This window comes from Streptomyces sp. NH27 (assembly GCF_056859195.1).
The window spans coordinates 1-15891 of the sequence record NZ_JACEGK010000131.1; the positions used below are offsets into that span (position 1 = coordinate 1).

Below are 15891 nucleotides of genomic sequence, written 5' to 3' on the forward strand. Positions count from 1 at the left end.
GCCGCGTTGTCCGGCCTGGTCGGCGCGGGTACCCTCACCCGCGAGACGCTGGTCTGGAAGGACGGCATGGCCGGATGGCTGCCCGCCGCCCAAGTCCCGGAAGTCGGCGGGCTGTTCGGGGCCGTACCGCCGCCGCTGCCGCCGCAGGCGTGAGCACCTCCGGCGCAGGGGCGCCGCCGCACGACGCACGCGCGCAGGCGGCACGCGGGCAGGTGTGACGTACGCAAGCACGTACGCACGCAGGCCCGTTGACGTACGGACGACGACACAAGGGTGGGGGAGAGGACAGCCATGAGCACGGAAGAGCGCGGCCCGGAGGGCTTCGTGGCCGGCGCCGGTTCCACGGAAGCAGAAGCGGAGTCCGGGACCGGTGCCGGGGCCGGGACGGCGGCGGGCGGCGTCCTGTCGTACCCCTGCGAGGCGTGCGGCGCCACCGTCGAGTTCTCGCCGGGCGCGGGCGCGCTCAAGTGCCCGTACTGCGGCCACGAGCGGGCGGTGGCAGAGGTGCCGCGCCAGGTGCGCGAGCACCGCATCGAGGAACTGGCGACACTGCGGGACAAGCCGCGCGCCACGGTGCTGGGCGAGGCGCGCGCGTTCGTCTGCCCGGGCTGTGGCGCCCGTACCGAGACCGACGACCTCTCGGCGCGCTGCCAGTTCTGCGCGACCCCCCTGGTCGCCGACGCCGAACTGACCGAGCGGGTGGTGCCCGAGGCGGTCGTCCCGTTCGGCCTGGACCGCAAGGCCGCCCGGGACCGGCTGAGCACCTGGACGTCCTCCCGCTGGTTCGCGCCGAGCAGCCTGAAGAAGGTCACCGAGGCGGAGACGTTCAAGGGCAGCTACCTGCCGCACTGGACGTACGACGCGGCGACCACCTCGCACTACCGGGGCGAGCGCGGCGAGCACTACTACACCACCGAGACCTACACCACGACGGAGAACGGGCAGGAGGTCACCCACACCCGCCAGGTCCAGCACACCCGCTGGCACCCCGCCGCCGGCACCGTGGCCCGCGCCTTCGACGACATCCTGGTGGCCGGCACCAGCCATGTGAAGTCCAAGCAGTTGGACAAGCTCACCCCGTGGCCGCTGGAGGAGGCGCGCCCCTACCAGGCGGAGTACCTGGCCGGCTTCCAGACGGTGCGCTACGACGTCGAGCCCGAACAGGGCCTGGAGACGGCCAAGCAGCGGATGGCGGGGGTGATCGAGGGGGACTGCCGCGCCGACATCGGCGGCGACGAGCAGCGGGTCAACTCGGTGAACACGCGGTACGACGGCGTGACGTTCAAGCTGATGCTGCTGCCGGTGTGGTTCCTGACGTACCTGCACGCGGGCAAGAGCTGGCAGGTCATGGTGAACGCCCGCACCGGCGAGGTGATCGGCGAACGCCCGTACAGCGCCGCGAAGATCACGGCCGCGATCGTGGCCCTGGCCGTGGTGATCGCGGTGATCGTGGCGGTGGTGATGGCCAAGTGAGGCCGCCGGGCGGGGCGTTGCCCCGCCCGGACCACGGCATGCCGCCGCTTCCGAAAGCCGCCCCAGCCGGAGCCGCCCGAGCCGGAGCCGTGCGCGGCGGGCACGTCGGGCACGGAGACGCGTACGGACGCGTGAACGGGAACCGGCCCGGCCCCTGTACGGGCGCCGGGCCGGATCTGGAGGCCGCGACCGGGTTCGAACCGGTGTAGCTCGCTTTGCAGACGAGTCCCTGACCACTCGGGCACGCGGCCGCGTGCTCTTGCTGCTATGACCATGCCGGTTCGCGGCGCCCACGGTCAACGGTCCGGCCCGCCCCGCAACACGACTGCCATACGGCGTTCACGGTGAGCCACGTACGGCCCCGACGCCGGCGAGAACCTCAGAGCGGGTCACTTCGGCGCCGAGCATCGCCTCGCGGAGGACGTGGCCGGGCGACCCCGAGGGCCCCGGCAACTCCGTTGTTCCCGGAGGGCCGTTGGCGATGACCGGTCCGGCGCGGGCGCCCAGCGACATGGTGGGCTGCTGGCCGCGCAGTCATCCGGCGGGCGAGACGTAGCACCGCGCGGGGATCTGGTGCCCGTCGCCGTAGCGGTGCTCTACCTCGCCGATGGCCTGCCAGCCCAGGCGCTCGTAGAGGCGGACAGCGGCGACGTCCTTCGCCACCACGTCCAGCACCAGCCGCCACGACCGTTCCCGTGCGAAGGCCATGGCCTGCCGCATCAAGGCTTCTCCGACACCGAGTCCGCGGACTCGGCGTACGGTGAAGAGCCGCGCCACTACGCAGATCCGCGAGTCGTCCTCGCCGCTTTGCTCGCGCCAGAGAGCCACAGCGTCTTCGTCGCCCTGCGGGCGCATGACCGCGACGTGCCCCACGACGACCCCATCCAGATCGGCGACCCACGCCTGGACGATGCCCGGAGACCTGATCCACACTTCGGGGCGGGCGACACCTTCCACGGGGTAGCCGTCCGTCTGGTGCACGTCCACGAGTGCCGACGCCGCACCTGCCACGTCCCCGTCGTCGATCGGTCGGATCGCAGGGCTGCTCATGCTGCCTCCGGAGTCAGGAGTCGGCCTGTTCGACGGGGAGTTCGTACAGCAGTCCGGTGTGATCGGCCCGGTGGACGTAGCGCGACACCTCGAAGGACGTCCCGTTCTGGTCGAGGCTGGTGTGGAGCACTTCGAGCACGGGCACGCCGGGCGGAAGGTGGAGAAGGGTGGCTTCGTGCGGGGTGGGCATGCGGGCGGTGATCTCGTCGCGCACTCGTGTCATGACGTGGCCCAGTTCTTCGAGCCGACCGTAGATCCCGTGGGGCCCCGATCTCGGCTCCATGAGGGGTGTGCCCTGCGCCTCTTCCCACCGCAGATAGGTGGAGACGATCTGGACCGGTTCGTCGTCCGCGAAGTAGTGGTTCTCCCGGTGGACGACACTGGCCGTATCGGTGGCGACGTCAAGACGTTCCGCCACGTCACTGGGCGGCACCTCGCGTGTGATGTCCAAGACGTCGATCCGGGCTGTCTTTCCCTGGCGCTCGGCCTCCAGGCGGAAGGGCGTGAGACCAGTCTCCCTGTTCCTCAGCGAGTAGCGGTCGCCACCGAAGCGGAAGAGCCGCTGCGGCTTGCGGACGAAGACGCCTCGCCCCTGCTCGGCGATGACCAGTCCCTGTTCGGCAAGGATGCGGATCGCTTCTCGGGCCGTGTTGCGGGCCGCGCCGTACTGCTCTGCGAGAGAGCGCTCGGAGGGGAGCCTGTCGCCGGCCGCGAGATCCCCCTGCTCGATGGCGGCGCGGAGGGCGTCGGCGATTCGCCTGCTCGGAGGCTGGGTGGGAGGCGTCTGGAATGCGGGCACATCACGAGCCTATCAGCTGGCTTAAGCCAGTAGCTTGACGGAGGTGCACCTGTGATGGTCGACTGGCTTAAGCCAGTCGACGGCTCGATGACCTCCTTCCATTCCCACCGTTCGAGAAGGCGATAACGCCATGAACACGCAGTCGACCAGGGGCGGGACGGCAAAGGCACGGACGAAGCCCCGTCGTGTATCCGAAGCCTCCAGGCCCTTCGCAGCCGTATCCGTCCCGTACGTCGCGCAGTGGAGTGGCGAGCGGGACGGGCCGATGCCCGTCGTTGCGCGGCACGACGGGCGGGGCATCCGGTATGCCGACGAGCGGTCCTTCGACCGGGACGACAACGGGTGCTGTGGAGCCGGACCCCTTCGCAACCCGGCTCAGGGACACCGGAGTTCGGGAGGGTTCACAGTCTGCGGCAGCGCTTGTGCATGGCCGGGTTGCGCTGCCAGATCTGCGGCGGACCTGCCGACCGCACCTCGGGCGGGGTGCTGTGGCTCATCGACGCCCGTCCCGACGAACTCCTGCCCGGTGAAGAAGGCACAGCCCACCCGCCGGTCTGCCGCCCCTGTGCCCGCCGCTCCGCTCATGCGTGCCCCCACCTGCGCGACCGCTTCACCGCCGTCCGCGTTCACGCCTTCGCTCCCAGTGGCGTCAACGGCGTCCTCTACGCCCCCACGCCCGACGGCCCCCAAGTCGCCGAAGCCGTGCCGGTCGCCTTCGGTGACCCCCGCATGCCCTGGGTCCGCGCCCATCAACTCGTCGTGCACCTATCCGACTTCACCGTCATCGACCTCAACAACCTGGCCGTATGACGGGCCCCAGTTCCAGCAGACAAGGAGTGCCACATGCCCTTCATCGCAACACCCCCTCGCGATAGCCATCCGGCCCCCACCGACCGCCAACCTGCTGCGTCGGCCCCAAGCGCGCGGACCTGGACCATCACCACCGACACGGGGTTCAACATCAGTGGCCACCTTCCGCCGTGGGCCGCCGCCGACCCCAGTGAGAGGCACATCCCCGTGGACCGCCTCGGCATCGCCCTGAGTGACATCAACCACCACCAGGACGTCTGCGGCCAACTCCTTCCTCTGCCTCTGCACATGCCCGGTCGCCCCGATAGCGCCGACCACGGCAACGAGGCGGTGCCGGTCTTCTGCGGCAGCATCGACTGTGACCCCTATGCCTCCGAACCCGAACTCCGCATCCCCGTCTTCAACTTCCGCCTTGTCGACGCCTACAGCATCGAGGCTCTTGGACCGGAGGGTGTCGCCGAACTGGCCGCAGCGCTCCGGGCCCAGGCCGACGTACTGGACTGCCACGTACGACCAGCACTGATCGAAGCGCGCAGTGACTGGGCACGCAACCACGCCGGCCGACCGGCGTAGAGAGCGCGAGCACACGAGAGCGCTCCGTCCGGGGACCGACCCGTCGGCGGCCCCGCACCGGAGGTGGCCTGAACGTGTAGCCGGCTCCCTTGAGGAGAGACCCGATTCACCCGATGTGAGTAGGGGAGTGGATGGCAGAACGCCCCTTACCCTTGTCGAATGGCATCCACGACGGGGACCCGGGGCGGCACGGCGATCGGGGCGGCCGTCGGGACCGACGGCGGTGTGCTGTCCCGCCCGTACCGCGCGCTCACCTTCGGCATCGTCTCCGTGGTGCTGATGATCGCCTTCGAGGCGACCGCGGTGAGCACCGCGATGCCGGTCGCCGCCCGGGACCTGCACGGCGTCGGGCTCTACGCGTTCGCGTTCTCCGGCTACTTCACCACCTCGCTGCTCGCCATGGTGGTGAGCGGGCAGTGGTGCGACCGCGGCGGGCCGCTGGCGCCGCTGGCCACCGGCATCGCCGGGTTCGGCGCCGGCCTGGTGGTCAGCGGCACCGCCCAGTCGATGAGCGTGTTCGTGCTGGGCCGGGCGGTGCAGGGGCTCGGTGGCGGCCTGGTGATCGTGGCGCTGTAGGTGGTGGTGGGCCGGGCCTATCCGGAGCGGCTGCGGCCCGCGGTGATGGCCGCGTTCTCCGCGTCCTGGGTGGTGCCCTCGATCGTCGGGCCGCTGGTGTCCGGCACGGTCACCCAGCAACTCGGCTGGCGCTGGGTGTTCCTGGCCATCCCGGTGCTGGTGGTGCTGCCGCTGGCCGTGATGCTGCCGGCGCTGCGCCGGGCCACCCGGGAGGCCGCGGAGGCGCAGCGCGGGGCGCGGCCCGCCACGCGGCCGGCGGGTCGGCGGATCTGGTGGGCGGCGGCGCTCGCGGGCGGCGCCGCGCTGCTCCAGTACGCGGGGCAGGACCTGCGGCCGCTGTCCGTGCTGCCGGCGGTGGCCGGCGCGGGGCTGCTGGTGCCGGCCGCGCTGCGGTTGCTGCCGCGGGGCACGTTCCGGGCGGTCCGCGGCCTGCCGACGGTGGTGCTGATGCGCGGGATCGCGGCGGGTTCGTTCGTCGCGGCGGAGAGCTTCGTGCCGCTGATGCTGGTCACCCAGCGCGGCCTGTCGCCGACGCTGGCCGGTCTTTCGCTGTCGGGCGGCGGCCTGACCTGGGCGCTCGGCTCCTTCGTGCAGTCCAGGCCGCGACTGGAGCCGTACCGCGAGCGGCTGGCGCAGGCCGGCATGGCGCTGACCGCGGCCGCGATCGGCACGCTGCCGTTCGTCCTGATCCACTCGGTGCCGCCGTGGGTCGTGGCGGTGGCCTGGTGCGCGGGCGGCCTCGGCATGGGGCTGACCATCTCCGTGCTGAGCGTGCTGATGCTGCGGCTGTCCCCGCCGGCCGAGGCGGGCACCAACTCCGCGGCCCTCCAGGTCGCCGACTCCCTGTCGAACGTGCTGATCGTGGGCGCCGCCGGCACCGTCTTCACCGCGCTCGGCGGCGGCTCGGTCGGCGCGGCCACCGGTGCCGCGGTCGCGGGCGCCACCACCGGCCACCCGGCCGCGTTCGCCGCGGTGTTCGTGCCCACGGCGGCCATCGCGCTGGCCGGCGTGCTGGTCGCGGCGCGGCTGCGCACCGAGCCGGCCCGCGGCTGAGCCCCGACGGGGCCCGAACCGCGGGCGCCCGGGGGCCGGTTCAGGAGACGGCCACTTCGAGGGTGTAGTGCACCATGCCGTCCAGCGCGAGCCGTCCGTCGTGGTAGGCCATGCCGTTCGGGAGGGCGCAGGGCAGTTCGAGGGCGTTCACCGGGTGCGGCAGCGTGCAGTCGAGGACGTGCGCGGCGGTGTGGCTGCGCGCGACGACCCGGGCCTTGCCGTCGTAGAGGTGGACGATGTAGTCGTTCAGGCCGCCGGTGGAACCGCTGCCGCCGAGCGCGTCGACGTAGACGCCGTCGGCGCCGTCCCCGGCCAGCGACTGCACGGTGAGCAGCTCGGGGTCGCCGGGCAGGCCGGGAATCTTCTTCGGGATCGGGACCTGTGCGGCCTTGCCGGCCGGGGTGACCCGGGTGATGCGGTGGGAGAGGCCGGCGACCGGGTCGGCCGAGGGCAGGAAGTACACGTCGCCGGCGGCGTCGGCGGTGGGCCGTACGGCCTTCGCGTCGGTGTCGTTGTCGAGATAGGCACTGGCGACGGGGGTGTCCAGCACCTTGGTCGCGATGCCGTCCTCGGCCGCCCAGACGGCCGTGAAGTCCTGGATGAGCAGGGCGCCGTCCGGCCGCGTGCCCAGGGGCCGGGCCACGCCGACGAACCCGGTGGAGCCGGCGGACACGGTCGAACCCGCGGAACCCGCGGAACCCGCGGAACCCGCGGAACCCGTAGAGCCCGTCGAGCCCGTGGAGCCCGCGGTGTCCTTCGCGCCGGACCCCCCGCCCGTGCCGTCCTCGCCACCCTTCGTGCCCTTGCCCTTCTTCCCGGGTGCCGGGTCCGGGCTGCCCGCCAGTGTGGACGCCTTGCCGTGCGCGCTGATCCGCAGCACGCCGCCGCGGACGCCGACCGCGACCGTGCCGTCGGGGAGCACCGTGAGCCCGCCGGTGGCGTAGGCGCCGGCCCGCCACACCCGGGACACCTTGCGATCGGGCGAGATCCTGAACAGGTCGGTGCGCAGCACGTAGAGGGAGCCGTCGGGGCCGAAGGCCATGCCGTCGTCGGCGCGGATCGTGTTGAGGTCCAGGCTGGAACCGGCCTGGTCGACGGTGAGCAGGATCGATGCCTGGCCGGCCCGCGGCGGCACGTACGGGGCGCCCTTGTCGCGCCGCTCGTACTTGACCACCGCCACCACCGCGGCCAGCACCAGCAGCACCGCCAGTGCCACTATGCCGGTCCGCGCGCGCCTGCTGCGTCCGGTCCTGCCGCTTCCCATACCGCCCCCCGGGTTCGCCACCGCCCCTCGCGGCCCCACACCGCTGTCAGGCAGTCTGCCGCACCGGACGGTCTCCCCGCGCCGCCCTTTTGCCGCACTGTGAGGTGGGTCGCACCGCCGCGGCGTGCTGGTGCCGTCGCGGGGAGGCCGCCGCGCCGACCGGTAGGCTGAGGCGGTTTTCGTACCGTACCGAACCGCGCGCGGCCGCCCGCGCCGACAACCCCCTTACGGAGACCGTGACTACCGCCGCCTCGCACCCCCATTCCCATCATCTGTCGCCCGCCTTCCCCGGGAGGGCCCCCTGGGGCACGGCGAACAAGCTGCGGGCCTGGCAGCAGGGCGCCATCGACGCCTATGTGGCGGCGCAGCCGCGGGACTTCCTCGCGGTGGCGACGCCCGGCGCCGGGAAGACCACCTTCGCGCTCAGCCTGGCGTCGTACCTGCTCCACAACCACATGGTGCAGCAGATCACCGTGGTCGCCCCGACCGAGCACCTCAAGACGCAGTGGGCGGACGCCGCGGCGCGGATAGGGATCAAGCTCGACCCCGATTACAGCGCGGGCCCGGTCGGACGCGAGTTCCACGGCGTCGCGGTGACGTACGCGGGTGTCGGGGTGCGGCCGATGCTGCACCGCAACCGCTGTGAGCAGCGCAAGACCCTGGTGATCCTCGACGAGATCCACCACGCCGGCGACAGCAAGTCCTGGGGCGAGGCGTGCCTGGAGGCGTTCGAGCCGGCCACCCGCCGCCTCGCGCTGACCGGCACGCCGTTCCGTTCCGACACCAACCCGATCCCGTTCGTGGTCTACGAGGAGGGCAACGACGGCATCCGCCGCTCCTCCGCCGACTACACCTACGGGTACGGCAACGCGCTCGCCGACGGCGTGGTCCGCCCGGTGATCTTCCTCAGCTACTCCGGCACCATGCGCTGGCGCACCCGGGCCGGCGACGAGCTGTCCGCGCGGCTGGGCGAGCCGATGACTAAGGACGCCACCGGCCAGGCGTGGCGCACCGCGCTCGCGCCGACCGGCGAGTGGATCCCCAACGTGCTCAAGAGCGCCGACCAGCGCCTCACCGAGGTCCGCAAGGGCATCCCCGACGCGGGCGGCCTGGTGATCGCCACCGACCAGGACTCGGCCCGCGCCTATGCCAAGCTGCTCAAGGAACTGACCGGGCACAAGCCGACGGTGGTGCTCTCCGACGACACGGGCGCCTCGAAGCGGATCGAGGAGTTCGCCGAGTCCGAGGACCGCTGGATGGTCGCGGTCCGGATGGTCTCCGAGGGCGTCGACGTGCCCCGTCTGGCGGTCGGCGTCTACGCCACCACGATCTCCACCCCGCTGTTCTTCGCGCAGGCGGTGGGCCGCTTCGTACGGTCCCGGCGGCGCGGCGAGACCGCGTCGGTGTTCGTGCCGACCATCCCGATGCTGCTGGAGTTCGCCAATGAGATGGAGGTCGAGCGCGACCACGTGCTCGACAAGCCGAAGAAGGCCGGTGAGGAGGACCCGTTCGCCGAGGAGGACGAACTGCTCGCCGACGCCGAGCGGGCCGACGACGAGGCCACCGACGACGACCTGCTGCCGTTCGAGGCACTGGAGTCCGACGCGGTCTTCGACCGGGTGCTCTACGACGGCGCCGAGTTCGGCATGCAGGCGCACCCGGGCAGCGACGAGGAGCAGGACTACCTCGGCATCCCCGGGCTGCTGGAGCCGGACCAGGTGCAGATACTTCTCCAGCGGCGGCAGGCCCGGCAGATCTCGCACAGCCGGAAGAAACCGGACGAAGAGGCCGATCTGCTCGAACTGCCCGCCGAGCGGCGGCCGATCGTCACCCACCGCCAACTTCTCGAACTGCGCAAACAGCTCAACACCCTGGTGGCCGCATATCACCACCAGAGCGGCAGACCGCACGGTGTCGTGCACAACGAGTTGCGCCGGGTTTGCGGTGGTCCGCCCAGTGCCGAGGCGAGCGCCGGGCAACTCGCCGAGCGGATCAAAAAGGTTCAGGAGTGGGCGACCCGAATGCGGTGATCTTTGCCGGATTGTAGGTGATCGGTACCCGGATGAACCCCAAAGTCCGGTCAAGGGAACGCCCGGATTGTGGACGACCCCTTCCGCTGAGCGGTACTCGCTCGCTACGGTGCCGGTCACGCACGCGCCGTGGCAGTGCAGCCGCGGAGCGCAGCCGGGTAACGAACCGACCGGCGGCCTCTCCGCGTACTGCCGCGGGACCGGCAGTGCGCACCCCGATGTCGGGGGTCGTGAGATGCGTCGCCGATTTCACGAGGAGGGGGCGTCGTGACCGCGGAGACGTCTCAAACGCTCGACCGGGGCCTACGGGTTCTCAAACTGCTCGCCGACACCGACCACGGTCTGACCGTGACCGAGCTGGCCGCCAAACTCGGCGTGAACCGCACGGTGGTCTACCGTCTGTTGGCCACGCTGGAGCAGCATTCGCTGGTCCGCAGGGACCTCGGCGGGCGGGCCAGGGTGGGGCTCGGGGTGCTGGGTCTCGCGCACCAGGTGCATCCGCTGCTGCGCGAGGCCGCGTTGCCCGCGCTGCGGGCGCTCGCCGAGGACATCGGGGCGACGGCCCATCTGACCCTCGTCGACGGCACGGAGGCGCTCGCCGTCGCCGTGGTCGAGCCGACCTGGACCGACTACCACGTGGCCTATCGGACCGGCTTCCGGCACCCGTTGGACCGCGGCGCCGCCGGGCGGGCGATTCTCGCCGGCCGCGGGATGCAGCCCACCGCGGACGGCGGTGGCTGGGAGCGGGCCGAGAGCGAGGAGTTCGCGGGGTTCGCCGCGAGGGCGGTGAGCGCGGCTGATCACGCGGCCGACGGGACCGACCGCGTGATCGGAGCGGGCGGTGCGGTCGGGCGGGCGCGCTACGTCATCACCTCCGGCGAGTTGGAGGCCGGCGCCGCCGGCGCCGCCGCCCCCCTTCTCGGCGTACCCGGCATAGAAGGCAGCGTCGGCGTCGTCATGCTCGCGGAATCCGTCCCGGAGCGGGTGGGTATGCGAGTCGTCGAGGCCGCCACGGAAGTGTCCGAAGCCTTGCGCTGACCCTCCGGGGGTGCCGGACCCTCCGGGGTGCCTGGCGCTGTCGGTTCAGGGACCGCCTGCCGGTGGTGGGTCGGCCGCGCCGTTCTCCCCCAGAGCTTCGCCTGGGAGGTGCCCCCAGCGCCCCTGGGTTTGTGCGGCTCCTTCCGCGGACGGACGGTCACCCACCAAGGGGAGCTGGGGGCACCTCCCGGCGAAGCCAGGGGGAGAACCGCGCGACAAGCCACCCACGCACCGCAAGGTCCGGGCACCACCGATAGCGGGCAGTCCGGGCGGACCCGTTAAGCTCAAGCGCATGCCTGCCGTATCCCGCCGCACCCTGACCCTCGCCGTGTGCGGCGCGATCGTGGTCGCGCTGCTGGCCGTCGCCGCACTGGCCCCCCTCCCGATGTCCATCGTGGTGCCCGGGTTGACGGCGAACGTGCTGGGCGCCGACAAGGGCACCCCGGTGATCACGGTGAGCGGCGCGAAGACCCGGCCGACCAGCGGCCAGCTCCGCCTGGTGACCGTGGCGGCCACGGCCCCGAACGCCTCCGTGCACTTCTCGGACGTCGCGAAGGCGTGGTTCAGCACGAGCGAGGCCGCGATGCCCCGCGACTCGGTCTACCCCACCGGCGGTTCGGTCGCGGCGATCCAGAAGGCCAACGAGAAGCAGATGACCGACTCCCAGCAGGACGCCACCTCGGCGGCCCTGAAGCACCTGGGCCTGTCGCCGTCGAAGGTGAAGGTCACGCTGCGGCTGGCCGACGTGGGCGGCCCGAGTGCCGGTCTGCTCTTCACCCTCGGCATCATCGACAAGATCGAGGGCGACGGCCACGGCGGGGACCTGACCGGCGGCCGGGTGATCGCCGGCACCGGCACCATCGACAGTTCCGGCAAGGTCGGCGCGGTCGGCGGGGTGCCGTTGAAGGAGAAGGCCGCGGTCCGGGACGGTGCCACCGTCTTCATCGTGCCGCGCGGCGAGTGCACCGACGCCAAGGCCGCACTGCCCGGTGGCCTCAAGCTGATCCCGGTCACCACCCTGGACAACACCCTGTCGGCGCTGTCCGCCCTGCGCGCGGGCCAGAAGACCCCCACCTGCTGACGGTGACGGCGGGCCAGGCGGGCCAGGAGGGCCTCAGCGGGTCCCAGCGGGCCTCGTGGGGCCAGTGAGCCCAGTGGGGCCGGACAGGCCCCGGGCGGGCGCTGTACGGCCCCGGACGGGCCCGGTGGGGCCCAACGGCGGTTCCCGCGCTACGACTGCGCGCCGACCGGCTGCCGCCCCGCCGCCTCGACGGCCACGTCCCCGGCGGTGTCCCACTCCCGGAAGGCGGGCAGGACGAGCGGGCTGAGCGTGGTCAGCAGGTAGATCACGCTGACCGTCACCATCCCGGTGCGCAGCCCGGCGTACTGCACGACGTACCCGCCGATCAGGCCGCCCAGCGGCACCGCGACCAGCACGCCGGAGGTCACCGCGCCGAAGACCCGGCTGCGCAGCCGCTCGGGGACCAGCCGCACCATCTCCGTGCCGATGATCGGGTTGAGCACCCCGGCGCCCAGGCCGCACACCGCGCAGACGATCAGCAGCGGCGTCAGCCCGGGGAGGAACGCGGCCACCGCGGTGCGCGGGAAGCCGCAGACCAGGAAGCCGCCGATGAACAGGGCGCGTTGCGAGAACCGGTGCCCGATCACTCCGAACAGCAGCGACCCGACGAGCGCGGCCGCGGCGAAGACACCGGAGACCAGCCCGATGCCCACCGACCCGCCCAGGTGCTGGCGCGCGTCCACCGGCAGCAGCACCGACGACCACGCCTGGTCCAGCGCGTTGGTCACCATCACCATCGCCACCACCGAGAACAGCAGCCGGGCGCGCACCAAGTAGCGGTACCCCTCGGCGAGTTCGGCCCGGTACGCCGCCAGGGCCGTCTTCCCGTCCGCGCGGCCCTCCACGCCCCCGGACTTCCGGTCCTTCGGTGCCGCCGCGCTCCGCGCCCCGCCGCGCTTCCTTTCGTGCACGCCCAGGCCGATCAGCAGCGCGGATGCCGCGAAGGTGCCGGCGTCCAGCAGCAGGACGTTCGCCGCGCCGATCGCCGCGATCAGTACGCCCGCCAGAGGCGCGCCCAGCATCCTCGCCCCGCGCGAGGCGCCCTCGTATCCGCTCGACGCCCGTGCGACCGTGGTGCCCGCGCGTTCGGCCAGCCGCGGCATCAGCACCTCGCGGGCGGTCTCGCCGGGGGAGTGGAACAGCCCGCTGATGGCGACCAGGACCAGCAGCAGGCCGTACGTCAGATGCCCGGTCGCGTGCAGGACGGGTACGGCGACCACCGCCAGCGCGCACACCCCGTCGGAGACGACGCTGGTCACGGTGTAGCCGAGCCGGTCGATCAGCGGGCCGCCGAGCAGCGCCGCCAGGATCACGGGCACGGTCGAGGCGAAGGCGACCAGACCGGCACGGGCCGGGCTGCCGGTGGTCGACAGCACGAACCACGGGATGGCGACCAGCGTGAGCATGTTGCCCGCGATGGAGATGACGTTGGCGGCGAGCAGCAGGGCGAGCGGCCGGCGGTCCCTGGGGTGGGCCGGTATGCCGTGAACGGTGTCCGGGCCGGAAGCGGGCATGGCTGATGAACTCATGGCGGGTCCCCCCGTGAAGTGCGATGAGCGGTATGGATGCTGCGGTGCGGGTGGCGCCGGTCTACGGTGCCCGGTCGGTCAGGAGGTCGGGTGGCGCGGTCTGCGTCAGTCGGTGCGCAGCGGGAAGGCGTGGAAGTGGATCCGGATGGTCGCCGAGCCGTCGGCCGCGGGGCTGCGCGGGTGCTCGTCCTCGGGCGGCTCCGGCACCCGGTCGCGGTAGGACTCCAGCAAGGTGTGTACGTCCCGGCTGAGTTCGGCGGCGAGAGCAGGCGTCAGCCGCACGCTGTAGCTGCTGAGGTCCCCGACCTCCTGCCACGGCTCGGGCCACTCGTGCGCCGTGCCGACCCAACTGCTCAGCTGCTCGGCGTGGTCGACGGCCAGTTGGTGCATGAAGGTGCTCAGTGCGCCGCGCACCTCGGGGTCGGGGTGCTTGAGGAACTCCTGGGTGCTGTCGAACCGGGTGCCGCGGTGCACCGCCTTCCACCACCGCTCGCGACCGGTGCCGCGCTCCGGGTCGTCCTCCACGAAGCCGTGTACGGCGAGTTGCCGCAGGTGGTAGCTGGTCGCCCCGCTGGACTCGCCGAGCCGCTCGCCGAGCCCGGAGGCGGTGGCGGGGCCGAACCTCTGCAAAGCGGCGAGGATGCGCATCCGCAGCGGGTGGGCGAGGGCGCGCAGCGAGCGCGGGTCGAGGACGCGGACGCTCTCCGCGTCCTGCTGCTCGTCGGGGCGGACGTCGTCCGCGGGCTTCTTGGGCACGCCCTTACCGTAGGGGAGTGCAAAGACTCTTTGCAACACTCTTTTGCAAAAGACCTTTGCATCTTTGGACGGCCCGGCCGGTTTCACCCCGTTCCGACCCGTTTCACCCCTCCTTGATGAAGCCCTCCTTGACCAGCCAGTCCTTCGCCACGTCCTGTGGGTCCTGGCCGTCCACGTCCACCTTCGCGTTGAGCTGCTGCGCGACCGCTGTGTCGAGCTTCGCGCTGACCGGGTCGAGCAGCTTCGCGATCACCGGGTACTTGCGGAACGCCTTGGAGTAGATCACCGGCGCCGCGTTGTAGTTGGGGAAGAAGTGCTTGTCGTCCCGCATCACCGTCAGGTGCATGGACTTGATCCGGCCGTCGGTGGTGTACACCTCGCCCAGCAGGCAGGAGTTGCTCTTGTTGATCTGGGTGTAGATGATCCCGGCGTCCATCTTCCGGATGTTCCCCGACGGCAGGTGCATGCCGTACGCCTTCTCCATGCCCACCAGGCCGTCCTGCCGGGACGCGAACTCGTTCTCCACGCAGAGCGTGACCGCCTTGGGGTCCTTGCGGGCCAGCGCGGCCACCTCGGAGAGCGTTCTGAGGTGGTATTTCGCCTCGTTCTTGGTGCTGGTCGCCAGCGAGTAGGTGTTGTCGAGGGTGGACGGCGGCAGCCAGGTCAGGCCGTTCTTCAGGTCCGCGTCGTGCACCGCCTGCCACTGCGCGTGCGGGTTCTTGATCGGCGTGGTGTGCCCGAGGTACGTGATCCAGGCGGTGCCGGTGTACTCGTACATCGCGTCCGCCTGGCCGGATTTGACCGCCTCGCGGGCGCCGATCGACCCGGTGATGTTGGTGCGGTCCAGCACGGAGGCGCCGGCGGCCTTGAAGACCAGGCCGATCATCTCGCCGAGGATGATGTTCTCGCTGAAGTTCTTGGACGTGACGGTGAGCGAGGCGCCCTTGAGCGGCTTGCCGCGCCCGAGCGTGCCCGGCTGCACGTCGGCCACCAGCGGGCTGCCGCTGGTCAGCCCGCACGAGGAGAGCGCGGCGAGGGCGGCGAGGGCCGCGGTCCCGGCGAGCAGCGTCCGCCGGCCCGCCCGCGTACGCCCGCCGCGCCGCCCGGCGCCTCCGGCCCGCCTCACGCCTCCGGCTCCAACCCGCGCGGCCGCAGCAGCGCCTCCGCGATCGCGGCGAGCCAGTCCACGAACAGCGCCAGCGTCACCGTCAGGATCGAGCCGAGGATGAGCACCGGCATGCGCTGGTTGACGATCCCCGACGTGATCAGATCGCCGAGCCCGCCGCCGCCGCCGAAGGTGGCCAGCGTCGCGGTGCCGACGTTGAGCACCAGCGCGGTGCGCACCCCGGCCAGGATCAGCGGTACCGCCAGCGGCAGTTCGACCCGGGCCAGCACCCCCGGCGCCGACATCCCGATGCCGCGGGCGGCCTCCACCATCGTCGGGTCGATCGCCCGCAGCCCGGCGGTCGTGTTCGACAGCACCGGCAGTACCGCGTAGGCGACGATGCCGATGATCGCGGTCCGCGCGCCGATGCCCAGCCAGATCACCAGCAGCGCCAGCAGCCCGATCGCCGGGGTGGCCTGCCCGATGTTGGCCAGCGCGGTGAACACCGGTGCGACCGGCCGCAGTCGGCGCCGGGTCAGCGCGATGCCCAGCGGGATCGCGATCACCAGCACCCAGAAGGTGGAGATCGCGGTGAGTTGGATGTGCTGCCAGAGCCGCAGCTGCACGTTGCCGTTGTCGAGCGAGTTGTGCTCGATCGCGTCCAGATGGATGTTGGTGATCCACAGGTAGGTGGCGACCAGCGCGATCGCCAGGACGGCCGGGCGGAACACCAGCATCCGCCAGGTCACTTTGC

The 15891-nt window shown here is 71.9% G+C and carries 13 protein-coding genes, 1 tRNA gene and 3 pseudogenes; 9 read left to right on the forward strand and 8 right to left on the reverse strand.

Going from position 1 to position 15891, the window contains the following annotated elements; translation table 11 throughout:
- Positions 1–6 precede the first annotated feature (6 nt).
- Positions 7–153, forward strand: a complete 147-nt coding sequence (locus tag AC13HU_RS13455) for a DUF4339 domain-containing protein (protein WP_483042076.1) — start codon at positions 7–9, stop codon at positions 151–153.
- A 138-nt stretch (positions 154–291) separates the two neighbouring features.
- Positions 292–1473, forward strand: coding sequence for a TFIIB-type zinc ribbon-containing protein (locus AC13HU_RS13460; protein ID WP_483042065.1), 1182 nt, complete (start codon positions 292–294; stop codon positions 1471–1473).
- Between the two features lie 177 nt (positions 1474–1650).
- Here AC13HU_RS13460 and AC13HU_RS13465 read toward each other — a convergent pair.
- From AC13HU_RS13465 to AC13HU_RS13475, 3 genes are all read right to left on the reverse strand, one after another.
- Positions 1651–1724: transfer RNA gene (locus AC13HU_RS13465), tRNA-Cys, on the reverse strand.
- A gap of 283 nt (positions 1725–2007) precedes the next feature.
- Entirely contained in the window at positions 2008–2523 is a 516-nt protein-coding gene (locus AC13HU_RS13470) for a GNAT family N-acetyltransferase (protein WP_483042066.1), read from the reverse strand.
- A 13-nt stretch (positions 2524–2536) separates the two neighbouring features.
- Positions 2537–3322, reverse strand: coding sequence for a GntR family transcriptional regulator (locus AC13HU_RS13475; protein WP_483042067.1), 786 nt, complete (start codon positions 3320–3322; stop codon positions 2537–2539).
- A 426-nt stretch (positions 3323–3748) separates the two neighbouring features.
- On the opposite strand from AC13HU_RS13475, the gene AC13HU_RS13480 reads away from it, so the two are divergent.
- From AC13HU_RS13480 to AC13HU_RS13490, 3 genes and pseudogenes are all read left to right on the forward strand, one after another.
- Positions 3749–4132: a hypothetical protein gene (locus tag AC13HU_RS13480; RefSeq protein WP_483042068.1), complete on the forward strand. Its 384-nt coding sequence runs from the start codon at positions 3749–3751 to the stop codon at positions 4130–4132.
- A gap of 33 nt (positions 4133–4165) precedes the next feature.
- Complete coding sequence (locus AC13HU_RS13485; protein ID WP_483042069.1) at positions 4166–4705, forward strand: DUF6907 domain-containing protein; 540 nt, start codon at positions 4166–4168, stop codon at positions 4703–4705.
- 159 nt (positions 4706–4864) lie between these two features.
- A pseudogene (locus AC13HU_RS13490) lies at positions 4865–6334 on the forward strand (MFS transporter).
- Positions 6335–6374: 40 nt separating this feature from the next.
- On the opposite strand, the gene AC13HU_RS13495 reads toward AC13HU_RS13490, so the two are convergent.
- Positions 6375–7598 carry a hypothetical protein gene (locus tag AC13HU_RS13495; protein ID WP_483042070.1) on the reverse strand — a complete coding sequence of 408 codons (1224 nt, stop codon included), beginning with the start codon at positions 7596–7598 and terminating at the stop codon, positions 6375–6377.
- 236 nt (positions 7599–7834) lie between these two features.
- Here AC13HU_RS13495 and AC13HU_RS13500 point away from each other — a divergent pair, with 236 nt between their 5' ends.
- The 4 genes and pseudogenes from AC13HU_RS13500 (at position 7835) to AC13HU_RS13515 (ending at position 11747) form a co-directional block, all read left to right on the forward strand.
- Positions 7835–9628: a DEAD/DEAH box helicase gene (locus AC13HU_RS13500; RefSeq protein WP_483042071.1), complete on the forward strand. Its 1794-nt coding sequence runs from the start codon at positions 7835–7837 to the stop codon at positions 9626–9628.
- A 267-nt stretch (positions 9629–9895) separates the two neighbouring features.
- Positions 9896–10363 (forward strand): annotated as a pseudogene (locus AC13HU_RS13505) (IclR family transcriptional regulator); the annotation flags it as partial.
- A gap of 126 nt (positions 10364–10489) precedes the next feature.
- Positions 10490–10666: pseudogene (locus tag AC13HU_RS13510) on the forward strand (IclR family transcriptional regulator); the annotation flags it as partial.
- Between the two features lie 292 nt (positions 10667–10958).
- Positions 10959–11747 carry a hypothetical protein gene (locus AC13HU_RS13515; protein WP_483042072.1) on the forward strand — a complete coding sequence of 263 codons (789 nt, stop codon included), beginning with the start codon at positions 10959–10961 and terminating at the stop codon, positions 11745–11747.
- A gap of 149 nt (positions 11748–11896) precedes the next feature.
- On the opposite strand, the gene AC13HU_RS13520 is transcribed toward AC13HU_RS13515, so the two are convergent.
- The 4 genes from AC13HU_RS13520 to AC13HU_RS13535 form a co-directional block, all read right to left on the reverse strand.
- Positions 11897–13276, reverse strand: coding sequence for an MFS transporter (locus tag AC13HU_RS13520; protein WP_483042073.1), 1380 nt, complete (start codon positions 13274–13276; stop codon positions 11897–11899).
- A 105-nt stretch (positions 13277–13381) separates the two neighbouring features.
- The gene (locus tag AC13HU_RS13525) at positions 13382–14032 is read right to left on the reverse strand and encodes an ArsR/SmtB family transcription factor (RefSeq protein WP_483042074.1); all 651 of its coding nucleotides are present in this window, start codon (positions 14030–14032) and stop codon (positions 13382–13384) included.
- A 103-nt stretch (positions 14033–14135) separates the two neighbouring features.
- Entirely contained in the window at positions 14136–15098 is a 963-nt protein-coding gene (locus tag AC13HU_RS13530; protein WP_483042077.1) for a glycine betaine ABC transporter substrate-binding protein, read from the reverse strand.
- A 56-nt stretch (positions 15099–15154) separates the two neighbouring features.
- Positions 15155–15891 (reverse strand): ABC transporter permease (locus AC13HU_RS13535; RefSeq protein ID WP_483042075.1); only part of this gene is annotated, 737 nt, incomplete at its 5' end.

Bases quoted from the DNA above. Each gene is read 5' to 3' on its own strand.
- AC13HU_RS13460 (WP_483042065.1), top strand. From the start codon at position 292: ATGAGCACGGAAGAGCGCGGCCCGGAGGGCTTCGTGGCCGGCGCCGGT.
- AC13HU_RS13470 (WP_483042066.1), bottom strand. From the start codon at position 2,523: ATGAGCAGCCCTGCGATCCGACCGATCGACGACGGGGACGTGGCAGGT.
- AC13HU_RS13480 (WP_483042068.1), top strand. From the start codon at position 3,749: ATGGCCGGGTTGCGCTGCCAGATCTGCGGCGGACCTGCCGACCGCACC.
- AC13HU_RS13485 (WP_483042069.1), top strand. From the start codon at position 4,166: ATGCCCTTCATCGCAACACCCCCTCGCGATAGCCATCCGGCCCCCACC.
- AC13HU_RS13495 (WP_483042070.1), bottom strand. From the start codon at position 7,598: ATGGGAAGCGGCAGGACCGGACGCAGCAGGCGCGCGCGGACCGGCATA.
- AC13HU_RS13515 (WP_483042072.1), top strand. From the start codon at position 10,959: ATGCCTGCCGTATCCCGCCGCACCCTGACCCTCGCCGTGTGCGGCGCG.
- AC13HU_RS13520 (WP_483042073.1), bottom strand. From the start codon at position 13,276: ATGAGTTCATCAGCCATGCCCGCTTCCGGCCCGGACACCGTTCACGGC.